This window comes from Mycobacterium sp. Marseille-P9652 (assembly GCF_902652685.1).
Taxonomy (GTDB): domain Bacteria; phylum Actinomycetota; class Actinomycetes; order Mycobacteriales; family Mycobacteriaceae; genus Mycobacterium.
Map to the genome: position 1 here is coordinate 84,061 of NZ_CACRUY010000002.1, position 13,918 is coordinate 97,978.

15 protein-coding genes are annotated in these 13,918 nt (G+C 67.6%); 13 read left to right on the forward strand and 2 right to left on the reverse strand.

The genetic code is table 11. The features are described from left to right. Positions 1–58 precede the first annotated feature (58 nt). Genes fabG through GPY60_RS01760 form a run of 6 tightly spaced genes read left to right on the forward strand, consistent with a single transcriptional unit; the run spans position 59 to position 5,530 of the window. Entirely contained in the window at positions 59–808 is a 750-nt protein-coding gene (gene fabG / locus GPY60_RS01735; protein ID WP_231639247.1) for a 3-oxoacyl-ACP reductase FabG, read from the forward strand. A gap of 9 nt (positions 809–817) precedes the next feature. Beyond that, the gene (locus GPY60_RS01740; RefSeq protein ID WP_156685842.1) at positions 818–2,035 is read left to right on the forward strand and encodes an acetyl-CoA C-acetyltransferase; all 1,218 of its coding nucleotides are present in this window, start codon (positions 818–820) and stop codon (positions 2,033–2,035) included. Further along, a complete protein-coding gene (locus tag GPY60_RS01745; RefSeq protein ID WP_156685843.1) occupies positions 2,032–3,240 on the forward strand; it encodes a CoA transferase in 1,209 nt (402 codons plus the stop codon). The genes GPY60_RS01740 and GPY60_RS01745 overlap by 4 nt, the downstream gene beginning before the upstream one ends. After that, positions 3,237–4,430, forward strand: a complete 1,194-nt coding sequence (locus GPY60_RS01750) for an acyl-CoA dehydrogenase family protein (RefSeq protein WP_156685844.1) — start codon at positions 3,237–3,239, stop codon at positions 4,428–4,430. The genes GPY60_RS01745 and GPY60_RS01750 overlap by 4 nt, the downstream gene beginning before the upstream one ends. Before the next feature lie 4 nt (positions 4,431–4,434). Continuing rightward, the gene (locus GPY60_RS01755) at positions 4,435–5,127 is read left to right on the forward strand and encodes a GntR family transcriptional regulator (RefSeq protein ID WP_156685845.1); all 693 of its coding nucleotides are present in this window, start codon (positions 4,435–4,437) and stop codon (positions 5,125–5,127) included. 40 nt (positions 5,128–5,167) lie between these two features. After that, entirely contained in the window at positions 5,168–5,530 is a 363-nt protein-coding gene (locus tag GPY60_RS01760; protein WP_156685846.1) for a hypothetical protein, read from the forward strand. A gap of 148 nt (positions 5,531–5,678) precedes the next feature. Here the strand turns inward: GPY60_RS01760 and GPY60_RS01765 are convergent, their stop codons facing one another. Beyond that, complete coding sequence (locus GPY60_RS01765) at positions 5,679–6,467, reverse strand: TetR/AcrR family transcriptional regulator (RefSeq protein WP_156685847.1); 789 nt, start codon at positions 6,465–6,467, stop codon at positions 5,679–5,681. 127 nt (positions 6,468–6,594) lie between these two features. Between GPY60_RS01765 and GPY60_RS01770 the strand changes: the two genes are divergently transcribed. Together GPY60_RS01770 and GPY60_RS01775 are read left to right on the forward strand one after the other, a co-directional pair. Further along, positions 6,595–7,392 (forward strand): SDR family NAD(P)-dependent oxidoreductase, encoded by a 798-nt coding sequence (locus GPY60_RS01770; RefSeq protein ID WP_156685848.1) that lies wholly within the window; start codon positions 6,595–6,597, stop codon positions 7,390–7,392. 40 nt (positions 7,393–7,432) lie between these two features. Then, the gene (locus GPY60_RS01775; protein ID WP_156685849.1) at positions 7,433–8,437 is read left to right on the forward strand and encodes a dihydrodipicolinate synthase family protein; all 1,005 of its coding nucleotides are present in this window, start codon (positions 7,433–7,435) and stop codon (positions 8,435–8,437) included. 116 nt (positions 8,438–8,553) lie between these two features. Here GPY60_RS01775 and mbp1 read toward each other — a convergent pair whose 3' ends face one another. Then, complete coding sequence (mbp1, locus tag GPY60_RS01780) at positions 8,554–8,790, reverse strand: microaggregate-binding protein 1 (RefSeq protein ID WP_156685850.1); 237 nt, start codon at positions 8,788–8,790, stop codon at positions 8,554–8,556. Between the two features lie 238 nt (positions 8,791–9,028). Here mbp1 and GPY60_RS01785 point away from each other — a divergent pair, with 238 nt between their 5' ends. From GPY60_RS01785 to GPY60_RS01805, 5 genes are all read left to right on the forward strand, one after another. Next, positions 9,029–9,301: a GlsB/YeaQ/YmgE family stress response membrane protein gene (locus tag GPY60_RS01785; protein ID WP_156685851.1), complete on the forward strand. Its 273-nt coding sequence runs from the start codon at positions 9,029–9,031 to the stop codon at positions 9,299–9,301. Between the two features lie 95 nt (positions 9,302–9,396). Next, on the forward strand, positions 9,397–10,239 hold the full coding sequence (locus GPY60_RS01790; RefSeq protein ID WP_156685852.1) for an enoyl-CoA hydratase: 843 nt from the start codon (positions 9,397–9,399) through the stop codon (positions 10,237–10,239). Between the two features lie 19 nt (positions 10,240–10,258). Beyond that, complete coding sequence (locus GPY60_RS01795) at positions 10,259–11,461, forward strand: amidohydrolase family protein (RefSeq protein ID WP_156685853.1); 1,203 nt, start codon at positions 10,259–10,261, stop codon at positions 11,459–11,461. A gap of 12 nt (positions 11,462–11,473) precedes the next feature. Then, a complete protein-coding gene (locus GPY60_RS01800) occupies positions 11,474–13,090 on the forward strand; it encodes an acyl-CoA synthetase (protein ID WP_156685854.1) in 1,617 nt (538 codons plus the stop codon). Beyond that, a complete protein-coding gene (locus GPY60_RS01805; RefSeq protein ID WP_156685855.1) occupies positions 13,087–13,917 on the forward strand; it encodes an amidohydrolase family protein in 831 nt (276 codons plus the stop codon). The genes GPY60_RS01800 and GPY60_RS01805 overlap by 4 nt, the downstream gene beginning before the upstream one ends. The last annotated feature ends 1 nt before the right edge of the window (position 13,918 follow it).

Here is a 13,918-nt window from a genome sequence, read left to right on the forward strand (position 1 = left end):
TATGAAATACGATATTGCCCCGGTGTGGGGGTCCGCCCACTCCGGGAGCCAAGGGAGGCTGGTCACGGTGTCGTTGCTCAACGGACAGGCCGCAGTGATCACGGGCGGTGCGCAGGGCCTGGGATTGGCCATCGCGGAACGGTTCGTGGCCGAAGGCGCGCGCGTCGTGCTCGGTGACCTCAACCTGGAGGCGGCCGAAGCCGCGGCCAAGAGACTGGGCGGCGACGACACCGCGATCGCATTGCAGTGCAACGTGACTCGCGCCGACGAGGTGGACGCGTTGATCCGCGCCTCGGTCGACCGCTTCGGCGGGCTGGACGTCATGGTGAACAACGCCGGCATCACCCGGGACGCGACGATGCGCAAGATGACCGAAGAGCAGTTCGACCAGGTGATCGACGTCCATCTGAAGGGCACGTGGAACGGCATCCGGCTGGCCGCCGCCGTCATGCGCGAACAGAAGCGCGGCGCGATCGTGAACATGTCGTCGGTGTCGGGCAAGGTCGGCATGGTGGGCCAGACCAACTATTCGGCGGCCAAGGCCGGCATCGTCGGGATGACCAAGGCGGCGGCCAAGGAGTTGGCCTACCTCGGGGTGCGCGTGAACGCCATCGCGCCCGGTTTGATCCGCTCGGCCATGACCGAGGCCATGCCGCAACGCATCTGGGACCAGAAGGTCGCCGAGATCCCGATGGGCCGCGCCGGTGAGCCCAGCGAAGTCGCCGGCGTCGCCTTGTTCCTGGCCTCCGACCTCTCCTCGTACATGACGGGCACCGTCATGGAAGTCACCGGCGGCCGGCACATCTAGGGGCCCGGGATGCGTGAAACAGTCATCTGCGAACCGCTGCGCACGCCGATCGGCCGGTACGGCGGGATGTTCAAGGCGCTCACCGCCGTCGACCTGGGTGTCGCCGCGCTGACGGGTCTGCTGGCCCGGACGCGCCTCGCGCCCGAGGCGGTGCACGACGTCGTCCTCGGGCACTGCTATCCCAGCAGCGAGGCGCCGGCGATCGGTCGCGTGGTGGCGCTGGATTCCGGCCTGCCCGTGACGGTTCCGGGCATGCAGGTCGACCGGCGCTGCGGTTCTGGGCTGCAAGCGGTGATCCAGGCCTGCCTGCAGGTCGGCAACGGGGACCACGATCTCGTCATCGCCGGCGGCTGCGAAAGCATGAGCAACGTCGCCTTCTACTCCACCGACATGCGCTGGGGCGGAGCGCGCAGCGGCATCAACGTGCACGACGGGCTGGCCCGAGGCCGCACCACCGCAGGCGGCCGCAACTATCCGGTGCCCGGAGGCATGCTGGAGACCGCCGAGAACCTGCGCCGCCAGTACGGCATTTCGCGTGAGGAGCAGGACGAGCTCGCCGTGCGCTCGCACCAGCGCGCCGTGGCCGCGCAGAAGAACGGCATCCTGGCCGAGGAGATCATCGCGGTCACGGTGCGCGGCCGACACGGCGAGGAAACGATCGACACCGACGAACACCCCCGCGCCGACACCACGGTGGAGTCGTTGAGCAAGCTGAAACCCGTTCTGCTGAAGGATGATCCGGAGGCGACGGTGACGGCGGGCAACGCCAGCGGCCAGAACGACGCGGCGTCGATGTGCGTCGTGACGACGCCCGAGAAGGCCGAGGAGCACGGCCTGACGCCCTTGGTGCGGCTGGTGTCGTGGGGGCTGGCCGGCGTGGCGCCCAATGTCATGGGCATCGGTCCGGTGCCGGCGACCGAGGCGGCGCTCGCCAGGGCCGGCCTGCGCCTGAGCGACATCGACCTCATCGAACTCAACGAAGCCTTCGCGGCGCAGGCGCTCGCCGTGATGCGGGAATGGAACTTCGGGCCCGCCGACCACGACCGCACCAACGTGCACGGGTCCGGCATCTCGCTCGGGCATCCGGTCGGCGCGACGGGCGGGCGGATGCTGGCCACGCTCGCGCGCGAGCTCAACCGCCGCGGGGCCCGGTACGGGCTGGAGACCATGTGCATCGGCGGCGGCCAGGGACTGGCCGCGGTCTTCGAACGGGTCGGCTCGACATGACCGCGGCGCTGCCGCTGAGCGGGCTCACGGTGGTGGAGGTGTCGAGCTTCGTCGCCGCGCCACTGTGCGGCATGACGTTGGCTCAGCTTGGCGCGCAAGTGATTCGAATCGACCCGATCGGCGGCGCCTCGGACTTCCGTCGCTGGCCGCTCGCTCAGGACGGCACGTCGATTTACTGGACCGGCCTGAACAAGGGCAAGCGCTCGGTCACCGTCGATCTGCGGTCGGCGGACGGCCAGGAATTGGTGCAGCGACTCATCGTCGAGGGCGACGGCATCGTGGTGACCAACGCCGCCGGCCTGTCGTGGCTCAGCCACGAGCGGCTCGAGGCCCAGCGCTCCGACGTCATCCACGTGCAGCTGCTGGGCCGCGGCGACGGCTCGACCGGCGTGGACTACACGGTGAACGCGGGCGTCGGCTTTCCGCTCGTCACCGGGCCGGCCGACCATGGCGGTCCGATCAATCACGTGCTCCCGGCCTGGGACGTGTGCTGCGGCCTCTACGCCGCGCTGGCGGTCGTCACGGCCGTGCGCCGGCGGGACCGGTGCGGGCAGGGCGCGCGGGTCAGCCTCGCGCTCGAGGACGTCGCGCTGGCCACCGCGGGCAACCTGGGGCTGCTGACCGAGCCGCAGGTCAACGGGACGCAACGGGAACGTCTGGGCAACGCCATCTACGGCCAGTACGGCCAGAACTTCAGCGGCCGGGACGGCGCCGAATTCATGGTGGTGACGCTGACGGGTCGGCACTTTCGCGACCTCGTCGAGGTCACGGGCACGGGGGCCGCGGTGTCGGCGCTCGCAGACGCCCTCGGCGTCGACTTCGGGTCCGAGGGCGACCGCTACCGGTACCGCGACGTGCTGTCGGGCCTGTTCGGCACCTGGTTTGCCGAGCACACGGCCGAGGAGATCACCGCCGCGCTGTCGGGCACCACGGTGCTGTTCGAGCGGTACCACACCTTCGCCGAGGCGGCCTCGGGGCCGAAAGTGACCGCTAATCCACTTTTTTCGCTGCTGGACCAACCGGGCGTCGGCACTTATCTCGCCCCCGGGTCGCCGGTCGCGCTCGACGGTCACCACCCCGCCTGCGCCGCCGCGCCGACCCTCGGCCACGACACGGCCGACGTCCTCGCCGACTCCCTGGGGCTGACCGACGCCGACATCGCTCGCCTGACGAGCGCGGGAACGATAGGAGACGGGAGCCCATGACCAAGCTGGCACAGACCCTCGGCCTGACGGAGTTGCAGAACGAGATCATCGCCACGGTGCGGCAATTCGTCGAAAAGGAAGTGATCCCTAACGCCGCGGACCTCGAGCGCGGCGACACCTACCCGCAGCACCTCGTCGACCGGATGCGTGACATGGGCCTGTTCGGCCTGATGATCCCGGAGGAGTACGGCGGGCTGGGGGAGTCGCTGCTCACGTACGCCCTGTGCGTCGAGGAGCTGGCGCGCGGCTGGATGAGCGTGTCCGGCGTGCTCAACACCCACTTCATCGTCGCCTACATGCTGCGCCAGCACGGCACGGACGCGCAGAAGCAACGTTTCCTGCCGCGCATGGCGACCGGCGAGACGCGCGGGGCCTTCTCCATGTCGGAGCCGGAGCTGGGGTCCGACGTGGCCGCGATCCGCACGCGGGCGAAGCGCAATCCGGAGGGCGGCTACACCATCACCGGCCAGAAGATGTGGCTGACCAACGGCGCCAGCTCCACGCTGATCGCCGTGCTGGTCCGCACCGACGAAGGCGCCGACAAGCCGCACCGCAACCTGACCGCCTTCCTCGTCGAAAAGCCAACGGGCTTCGGCGAAGTCCTGCCGGGGCTGGTCATCCCGGGCAAGATCGACAAGCTGGGCTACAAGGGCATCGACACCACCGAGCTCGTATTCGACGGCTACCAGGCGAGCCCCGCGGACGTGCTGGGCGGCACACCGGGCCAGGGCTTCTTCCAAATGATGGACGGCATCGAGGTGGGCCGGGTCAACGTGTCGGCGCGGGCCTGCGGTGTCGGCATCCGCGCCTTCGAGCTCGCGGTCCGCTACGCACAGCAGCGCCACACCTTCGGCAAGCCGATCGCCGACCACCAGGCGATCGCGTTCCAGCTCGCGGAGATGGCGACCAAAGTGGAAGCGGCCCACCTGATGATGGTCAACGCGGCGCGGCTAAAGGATTCGGGGGAGCGTAACGACGTCGCCGCCGGCATGGCGAAGTACCTTGCCAGCGAGTTCTGCTCGGAGGTCACCCAGCAGAGCTTCCGGATCCACGGCGGCTACGGCTACTCCAAGGAGTATGAGATCGAACGGTTGATGCGCGACGCGCCGTTCCTGCTCATCGGCGAGGGCACCAGCGAGATCCAGAAGTCGATCATCAGCAAGCGATTGCTCGCCGAGTATCAGGTGTGACGCGATGAGCGCCCCCGATTTCGCCGTGCGGCCGCAGCTTTCCGACGACGTCGCCCGCGTGATCCGCGCCCGGATCTTCGACGGCACCTACGTCGCCGGAACATTCATCCGCCTCGACCAGTTGGCCGCGGAGCTGGGGATCAGTGTCACGCCCGTGCGGGAAGCGCTTTTCGCGCTGCGCGCGGAGGGTCTGATAACCCAGCAGCCGCGTCGCGGCTTCGTGGTGTTGCCGGTGACCGGGCGCGACGTCACCGATGTGGCCGACGTGCAGGCCCACGTCGGGGGTGAGCTGGCCGCACGGGCGGCGCAAAACGTCACCGACGAGCAGTTGGCGGAGCTGAAGGAGATTCAGGCCCGGCTGGAGGAGGCCTACGCCGGTGACGACCACGAGCGGACGGTACGTCTGAACCATGAGTTTCACCGGGCCATCAACGTCGCCGCCGATTCACCCAAGCTCGCGCAGCTGATGTCGCAAATCACCCGGTACGCACCGGAATCGGTGTTTCCCGCCATCGAGGGCTGGCCGGAGCAGTCGATCAGACATCATCGGCGAATCCTGTCGGCGCTGAAGCGGCGCGACGAGGGGCTGGCGCGCGCGGCGATGTCCGAACATCTCGCCGCCGGCGCCGTTCCGCTGATCGATCACCTCACCGCACGGGGCGTGGTCGTGGATCGGGTCCCCCCGACGTCGCCCTGAGCTAGGCTGCTCTCGCGGGGGATGACAATTGGAGAGAACCATGTCCCAACTGCTTCGCGCATCAGCGGCCTTCGTTGCAGCCGCGGTCACGGTTGCCGTCGCACCCCCCGCGGTCGCCGACCTCCTGGACCCGATCCCCGGCAACGGAATCTTTGTGGTGGGGACCGACATCGCACCCGGCCTCTACCACACGGGCGGGTCGGGCTCGGCCTTCGGCGTGTGGATCAACGACGTGCCGACCCAGGGATCGATGTGCTCGTGGTTCACCTACAGCACGCCCGACGCGAACAAGGAGCACGTGCTGCAGACGAACACCTCGATCGGTCCGATGTACGCGAACATCAACACGTCGGTCAAGGCCTTCGAGTCGCAGAACTGCCAGCCCTGGACGCGGGTGCCTTAGGCGCCTTTCCGCTTGCGCGCCACCAAGTTTCACTTACCGGGACCCGAACGGTTAAGTCGCTTCTGTCAAACCGGCGCTGCTGCAGGTGGTCGGCAACAGCATGGCGTCTCGCGCAGAGACGTCGGGGCGAATGCTCCTGTCGCCAACGTCACTTTGTTGCGGACGCCCGGCCCCGTGCGCGCGGAGTGGGTGACTTGGCCGTCGCCTTGCGTTGGCGTGCCGACGTCGACGCCTTCGCGGCCTGTTCGATGAGACGGCTGGCGTGGTCGAGGATGCAAGCGAGCCCGTACTCGAAGTTGGTGTCGTCCGGAGCCCCGATCCGGTGACCCTGCGCGCTCACCTTGGCCAGCAGGGGCGTGGTTCCCGGATCGATGGCCATCGTGTCCTCGAAGCTGCGGGAGTCGCTGTCCGCCGACTGATTCTTCTCCGAAAGTCGGTGCAGCACCACCGATCCGCGCACGTGCAACGACATCGCCGAGTAGGTGTCGAACGCGTCCTCCGGTGACAGGCCGGCCTCGACGAGGTTGGCGATCGCGCGTTCCATCTCCTGGGCGCCCAGTCGCGCGGCCTTGGGGCTGAGCGCCGCGCGGATCAGGATCAGGTCGCACAGAATCGGGTTGCCCATGAACGTCTTCCGCATCAGGCGCGCATGGTTGCGCAGCGTCTCGCGCCAGTCGCTGGCTTCGACGTAGGGCGTGGCGAACACGTACTTGCTCAACGCGCGGTCGGTCATGGCGTTGAGCAGATCGTCCTTCTTGCGGAAGTACCAGTAGATGCTGGTGACGCCGACTCCGAGGTGCTTTCCGAGCAACGGCATGCTCAGGTTGTCGATCGACACCTGTTCCGCGAGTTCGAATGCGCCGCTGATGATGTCGTCGGGATTGATGGATCCGCGTTCGCGCCGTTGACGCTTGTCCGCGGTTGCCTGCTTCGCCACTGTGGGCACCTCCCTCCGACGTCGACGCTACCGGTGACCTTCCGACGACAGCGTTCCAGCGTTTGTCCGTCTGCTACTGTAATACCTATCGTAGGCTTTTTGGTAAAGAAGGCTAGGCGCGCGTGCCATGGATCTAGGCCTTGCTGATGCCACCGCGGTGGTCGTCGGCGGCAGTCGGGGCATGGGTTTCGCCGCGGCCCGTTGCCTCGCCGAGGAGGGCGCCCGCGTCGCGGTGATCGGGCGCAGCCGCGGAGCGCTCGACGCGGCGGTCATCGAATTGACCGGCCGCGGCAGCCCGGACGCGCTCGGCCTCGTTGCCGACATCGGTGACGCCGCCGCGGTCGACAATGCGTTCGCAGAACTCGCCGAGCGGTGGGACGGTGAACTGAACGCGCTCGTCAACACGGTGGGGCCGGGAGCGCCCGGAACGTTCGAGCAGTTGACCGACGACCAGTGGCGGCAATCCGTCGAGGACGGCGTGATGGGCATGGTCCGCTGTGTCCGCTCCGCACTTCCGTTGCTGCGCAAGGCCGAATGGGCGCGCATCGTCAACTTCTCGGCGCACTCCACGCAGCGGCAGAGCGTCATGCTGCCCGCCTACACGGGGGCCAAGGCGATGCTGACCAGCGTCTCCAAGAACCTGTCCCTGCTGCTTGCCAAGGACGAGATACTGGTCAACGTGATCTCCCCGGGCAGCATCGCTTCCGAGTCCCTGGTCGGCTGGGCGAAGTCGGTCGGTGTCGACGGCGACGATCCGTATCGCCTCATGGACGCCATCGCCGAGCACTTCGGCCACCCGGCGCACATGCCGCGCGCGGGACTTCCCGAGGAGATCGGCCCGGTCGCCGCCTTCCTGGCCTCACGGCGCAACTCCTACATGACCGGCGCCAACATCAACGTCGACGGCGGGTCCGACTTCACCTGACCCTTACCTGAAAACGCTTGCCACACAGAAGGAGCGCATTATGGCGACTGCCGGCGAGGCGCGCGGGTGGGCCCGCGCCGCATTACGGGGGATCGGCGACTCCCTCTACACCCCGTTCTGCGGAACGGACGGTGACGACATCGACTGGGACGCCTACCGGACGCTGGTTCGCTACTGCGTCGCCGATCTCGGGCACCCGATGCTGTGGTGCACGAGCGGTATCGCCGAGTTCTGGTCGCTGACCATCGACGAGCGAAAGCGGTTGCTGGAGGTGGCAATCGAGGAGGGGCGCGCGGCCAACCCCGACGTCGTGGTGCAGGCGTGTACCTCCGCCATGACCGCCAAGGACTGCCTGGAGCTGACGCTGCACGCCCAACATGCGGGCGCCGACATCGCGTACCTCCAAACGCCGATGATGGAAACGCACGGCGGTGAAGGCGTGCTGCGGTTCTTCTCCTACATCGCGTCGCGCACCGACATCGCGCTGGGCATGTTCAACTCCCCGTCGTCCGGCTACGTGCTCACCGCGGCCGAGAGCGCGCGCATCTATCACGAGGTGCCGGCGGTGTGCGCCACCAAGGAGGGCGCCTTCCGGCCGGCCAACAGCCGGTTGCTGCACCAGCTGGCGCCGGATTTGGTTGTCTGGGAATGCGACAAGACCGTGTACCGCGCCGGGTGGCTGCGGGACGGGATCGTCTCCGCGGCGCAACTCGGAACGTGCGGCTATCTCTACGAAACGCCGCAGAGGCGGTTGCTGTCCGAGTACTGGGAGCTCGTGTGGAGCGGCAGGCTCGTCGAGGCCATGGACTACGGGCGAGACTCGGGCCTGGACCAGTTCGACATCGACCTCGGGTCGTGGTGGACGTGCTACCCGGGGCGACCGGACTACTTCACGCATTGGGGCGGGGCGTTCAAGTACTGCGCGTCGCTCCTGGGTCTGCCGATCGGCGCGTACCCGCATTCGCGGCCGCCGCAGGCCGAGCTGCCTCCGGAAGCGAAGGCGCAAATCGAAAAGGCCTATCGCGGGGTCGGGTTGATCGGTTAGCCGCCCGGCGGATCGACATCGTCAAAACGGTTGTGGCGAAATCCCTTCGGTTGGCGTAGGAACGGCAAGAAGCCCGGTCACCTTCGTGACCGGGCCTCCCGCCCCACTATGGCCGCCTACTGCTCGGCCTTCTGACGTGCTTCTTCCGCTTTGGCTTTGGCGCGGGATTTCTCGGCGGCCGCTTCCTTCCTGGCGGCAGTGCGCTGAGCGTCCGCCTTGTCCTGCTGCGCCTCGCCCTCCCTGACCAGGTCGTTGCGGCCGATGACCGTGCCGATGAGCTCTTTGGCCTTACCGAAAACGCCTTCGATGATGCCCCTGATCGCCTCGACCGGCCCGCTCTTGATGTCAACCATTTGTCGTTCCTCCCCAGCTCGACGGAATATCTGTCGGCTTCCCGTTGGCCCGATCAGCGCAAACGTATCCGCGAGGTGGCGCTCGCCACATCTTTGCCTCGCGGGTCGGGCCCCCAGTTGGCAGGGCGCTGATTCGGCACACCGATCACCGGGCATGCCCACGAAAAGTCGGCTGGTTCGGCTCCGCCCGCGCACAATGTAAGACCGATAGCGGCGGTCGCTACAAAAGGAGATTTACATGCTCACTCTGGGTGTCATCGGCTGGATCATCATCGGTGGCCTGGCCGGCTGGGTCGGCAGCAAGATCATGAAAACCGACGCTCAAATGGGAATCCTGCTCAACATCGTCGTCGGCATCATCGGTGGCCTCATCGGCGGATTCCTGCTGCGTGGTTTCGGTGTCGACGTTGCCGGCGGGGGGCTGCTGTTCTCCTTCCTGACGTGTCTGCTGGGGGCCGTGATCTTGCTCGGAATCGTCAAACTCATCACGCGCGGCAGGGTCGCCAGGTAGCCCGAAAGCCGTTGTGGAACGCGGTACCGATAGGTATACAGTATGCGTATTAACTGAGGCGGATTCGGTATGCGCGCGAGGAGGTGCCGCGGCAGATGTCGGCCAGCGACCGCGCTTCGGACGACGCGGTCCTCTACGAGGCCACGCCGACCGGCGTCGCCATACTGACGTTCAACCGTCCCGAGCGCCTGAACGCCTGGGGTCCCGACATCGCCGCCGCCTTCTACGCGGCGATCGACCGCGCCGAACACGATCCCGCCATCCGGGCCATCGTGCTGACCGGCCGGGGCCGGGGCTTCTGCGCGGGCGCCTATCTCGGCACGGCGGAATCGGCGCCCAGTTACGGTGAGCGGATGGACCGGGCGGCCCAGACCGACCTCGCCGACCTCGTCGGCGAACGCCCACCGCATTTCGTCACCACGCTGCGCAAGCCCGTCATCGCCGCCATCAACGGGTCCTGCGTCGGGATCGGCCTCACCCAGGCGCTGATGTGTGACGTCCGGTTCGCGGCCGCCGGCGCCAAGTTCGCCGCGGTCTTCGCACGTCGCGGTCTCATCGCCGAATTCGGCATCTCCTGGATCCTGCCCCGCCTCACCAACTGGGGCGTCGCCCTGGACCTGCTGTTGAGCGGTCGGACGTTCCTCGCCGAGGAAGCGGCCAATCTGGGCCTTGTCAAAGAGGTTGTCGCGCCGGAGGAACTGATGACGCGCGCGCTGGACTACGCCGAAGACTTGGCGCGGAACTGCTCGCCGGCTTCCATGGCGGTGATCAAACGCCAGGTGTATGCCGACACCAATCGCGATGTCGCAGAGGCAACTTCGCACGCCGAGGTGCTGCTCCGCGAGGCCATGCCGCGGCCGGACGTCATCGAGGGAATCACCAGCTTTCTCGAGAAGCGGCCGCCGCAGTTCCCGTCGCTGAGCCAGACCGACGCGTGAGCCACCGGAGAGGATGAGCATGGGGCAATTGGCGTACAAGGCGATCGACGTCGACAACCACTACTACGAGCCACTGGACGCCTTCACCCGGCATCTGGACAAGAGGTTCAAACGCCGTGGCGTGCAGATGCTCGGCGACGGCAAGCGCACCTGGGCCGTGATCGGGGACCGTGTCAACCACTTCGTTCCGAATCCCACATTCGACCCGATCATCGTGCCGGGTTGCCTGGACCTGCTGTTCCGCGGCGAGATCCCCGAGGGGGTCGACCCGGCCTCGCTGATGAAGGTCGAGCGGCTGGCCGACCACCCGGAGTACCAGAACCGCGAAGCACGGGTCGCGGTGCTCGATAGCCAGGACATCGAAACGGCTTTCATGTTGCCGACTTTCGCGTGCGGCGTTGAAGAGGCGCTCAAGGGCGACATCGAGGCGACGATGGCGTCGGTGCACGCCTTCAACCTGTGGCTCGACGAGGACTGGGGCTTCGACCGGCCCGACCACCGCATCATCGCCGCGCCGATCATCTCGCTGGCCGACCCGGCGGCCGCGCTGGAAGAGGTGGAGTTCGTCCTGGCCCGCGGCGCCCGGCTGGTGCTGGTGCGGCCGGCGCCGGTGCCCGGCGTCGTCAAGCCGAGGTCGCTGGGAGATCCCAGCCACGACCCGGTGTGGGCGCGGCTGGCCGAGGCGGGGGTGCCGGTCGGGTTCCACCTGAGCGACAGCGGCTACCTGCACATCGCGGCCCAGTGGGGCGGCAAGGCGACCTTCGAGGGATTCGGCGAGAAGGACCCGCTGGACACGGTGCTCCTCGACGACCGCGCCATCCACGACACGATGGCCTCGATGATCGTGCACGGCGTGTTCACCCGGCACCCCACTCTGCGGGCGGTCAGCATCGAGAACGGCTCGTACTTCGTGCACCGGCTGATCAAACGGCTGAAGAAGGCGGCCAACAACTACCCGCGGCATTTCCCCGAGGACCCGGTGGAGCAGTTGCGCAACAACGTATGGGTCGCGCCCTACTACGAGGACGACCTGACGGAGCTGGCCGACCTGATCGGTGTCGACAAGATCCTGTTCGGATCCGACTGGCCGCACGGCGAAGGCCTCGAGTCACCGATTTCATTCACCGGGGAGCTCACCCAGTTCGGCGCGGCTGACGTCCGAAAGATCATGCGGGACAATGCTTTGGACCTACTCGGGATCGAAGCGACGGTTGCGGCCTAGGAGGCTCGGCGCGTGAGCGAGTGGACGGTCGGCGCCGTGTTCGACGCCATCGCCGACGCCGTCCCGGACCGCCTGATGACGGTGTGCGGGGACCGGCGGAGCACCTTCGCCGAGTCCGCGAGCAGGACCAACAGGTTCGCAAACTTCCTCAGTGGCCGTGGCTTTGGCGTGTACGCCGAACGCGAAAGGCTCGAACCGTGGGAATGCGGCCAGGACCGCGTCGCGCTCATCATGTACAACGACCTCTACCCCGACATGGTGATCGGCTGCCTCAAGGCGCGCACGGTCCCCGTCAATGTCAACCACCACTACGCGCCGGGGGAGATCCGCGACCTGCTCGACTACGTCCGGCCGCGTGCCATCGTCTATCACCGCTCGCTCGGCGCCCGGTTCGCCGACGTGCTGCCGCCGGGCGGAACGGAGTTGATGGTGTCGGTCGACGACGGAAGCGGCGCGGCGCCACTTGCCGGCTCGGTTTCACTGGACGAGGCGATGGCCGCTGGCGACCCCGATTCGCACCCGGTCGGATCCCCCGACGACCTGATCATGATGTGTACGGGCGGAACGACAGGACGCCCGAAGGGAGTGCTGTGGCGTCAGAGCGACATGTACGTGTCGTCGATGGTGGGCGCCGATCACGACAGCGTCACCGAGATCCACGACAAGGTGCGCAACGGCGGTCCGCCGTGGTTCGCGGTCTCGCCGCTGATGCACGCGGCCGGCATGTGGACGGCGTTCGCGGCGTTGTGCGCCGGCCTGCCGGTGGTGCTCTACGACGATCGCAGCAAGCTTGACGTGAGGTCGGTCTGGGAGACGGCCGCACGCGAGAGGGTCGGCATGATGACGATGGTCGGCGACGCGTACGCCGGTCCGCTGGTCGCCGAGCTGCGCGCCGGCGACTACGAGTTGTCTTCGCTGAACGCGATCGGCACGGGCGGGGCCGCCACCCACGCGAAATACAAACGGGCGCTGATGGAGTGCCTGCCCCACGTGACCATCATCGAGGGCTACGGGTCCTCGGAGAGCGGCAACATGGCCTTCGGGCACAGCCGCGGCGGCCACGCGAGCGAAACGTTCGAGCCCCGGGCCGGCGCGTCCGTCGTCTCCGCCGACCGCAGCCGGTTCCTGCGGCCCGGCGAGAACGAGATCGGCTGGGCCGCGCGGACGGGCCGCATCCCCCTCGGGTACTTCGGCGACGCCGAGGCCACCCGCTGGACCTTTCCCGAGATCGACGGGCGGCGGGTGGTGATCCCCGGCGACCGCGCCTCGATCGAGAGCGACGGCACCATAAGGCTTTTCGGTCGCGATTCGCTGGTGGTCAACACCGGTGGCGAGAAGGTGTTCGTCGAAGAGGTCGAGGAGGTGCTGCGCGCGCATCCCGGCGTCGCCGACGCCCTGGTGGTCGGAAGGCCGAGCGAGCGGTGGGGCCAGGAGGTGGTGGCCCTGATCGCGACCCACCCGGCCGCCCGCGTCACCGATGACGACCTCTACCGCCTGTGCACCGAGCGGCTGGCTCACTTCAAGGCGCCCAAGGCATTCCTCTTCGTTCCCGAGGTCCGCCGCCTGGGCAACGGCAAGCCGAACTACCGGTGGGCCAGGGAGCAGGCCACACAGCAGGTTTCGTCATGACCTCGAAGGTGATCGACTGCCTGGTCAACGTGCACTTCGGCGAGGCCGAGTCCCAGCCGCAGTGGATGCTCAAGGTCAGGGACGACTACTTCAAAGGGCCCGAGTCGATGTTCGCGCCGGTTGATCTCGCGGCACTGCTGGACGAGATGGACGCCCACGGTGTGCAGAGGGCGATCCTGATGGACTCGTTGGCCAAGCCGTCCACCACCGCCCGCAAGTTCGTCGACGCGCACCCGGACCGGTTCGCGCTCGCGATGGGGGGCGTCAACCTGCTCCGGCCGGTGCCGTCGCTGCGCGAGCTGAGCGCCACGGCGTCCGGCCTACCGGTCGCTTACGCGGTTGTGGGGCCGAGCTTTTGGGGAGACGGGCAGTATCCGCCCAGCGACGCGGTCTACTACCCGCTCTACGCCAAGTGCGCCGAACTCGGGTTGCCGCTGTGCGTCAATACCGGCATCCCGGGACCGCCGATCCCGGGGGAGGTGCAACATCCCATGCACCTGGACCGGGTGTGCGTGCGTTTCCCCGAGCTGAAGCTCTGCATGATTCACGGGGCCGACCCGTGGTGGGACGTCGCGATCCGCTTGTTGCTCAAATACGCCAACCTGCGCCTGATGACGTCGGCCTGGTCACCCAAGCGGCTGCCCGAGAGCCTGCTGCACTACATGCGGACGCGCGGCCGGGACAAGGTGATCTACGCGTCGGACTGGCCCGTGCTCCGCATGAACCGGGTGATTCCCGAGGCCCGTGCGCTGGACCTGCCCGCCGAGGCCCTCGACAACTACCTGTACAACAACGCCCAGGAATTCTTCTTCGGGAAGGACCGCTGAC

What these genes read in the sequence shown, in the direction of transcription:
- GPY60_RS01740 (WP_156685842.1), top strand. Translation starts at nt 818, where the DNA reads ATGCGTGAAACAGTCATCTGCGAACCGCTGCGCACGCCGATCGGCCGG.
- GPY60_RS01745 (WP_156685843.1), top strand. Translation starts at nt 2,032, where the DNA reads ATGACCGCGGCGCTGCCGCTGAGCGGGCTCACGGTGGTGGAGGTGTCG.
- GPY60_RS01750 (WP_156685844.1), top strand. Translation starts at nt 3,237, where the DNA reads ATGACCAAGCTGGCACAGACCCTCGGCCTGACGGAGTTGCAGAACGAG.
- GPY60_RS01755 (WP_156685845.1), top strand. Translation starts at nt 4,435, where the DNA reads ATGAGCGCCCCCGATTTCGCCGTGCGGCCGCAGCTTTCCGACGACGTC.
- GPY60_RS01760 (WP_156685846.1), top strand. Translation starts at nt 5,168, where the DNA reads ATGTCCCAACTGCTTCGCGCATCAGCGGCCTTCGTTGCAGCCGCGGTC.
- GPY60_RS01770 (WP_156685848.1), top strand. Translation starts at nt 6,595, where the DNA reads ATGGATCTAGGCCTTGCTGATGCCACCGCGGTGGTCGTCGGCGGCAGT.
- GPY60_RS01775 (WP_156685849.1), top strand. Translation starts at nt 7,433, where the DNA reads ATGGCGACTGCCGGCGAGGCGCGCGGGTGGGCCCGCGCCGCATTACGG.
- mbp1 (WP_156685850.1), bottom strand. Translation starts at nt 8,790, where the DNA reads ATGGTTGACATCAAGAGCGGGCCGGTCGAGGCGATCAGGGGCATCATC.
- GPY60_RS01785 (WP_156685851.1), top strand. Translation starts at nt 9,029, where the DNA reads ATGCTCACTCTGGGTGTCATCGGCTGGATCATCATCGGTGGCCTGGCC.
- GPY60_RS01790 (WP_156685852.1), top strand. Translation starts at nt 9,397, where the DNA reads ATGTCGGCCAGCGACCGCGCTTCGGACGACGCGGTCCTCTACGAGGCC.
- GPY60_RS01795 (WP_156685853.1), top strand. Translation starts at nt 10,259, where the DNA reads ATGGGGCAATTGGCGTACAAGGCGATCGACGTCGACAACCACTACTAC.
- GPY60_RS01805 (WP_156685855.1), top strand. Translation starts at nt 13,087, where the DNA reads ATGACCTCGAAGGTGATCGACTGCCTGGTCAACGTGCACTTCGGCGAG.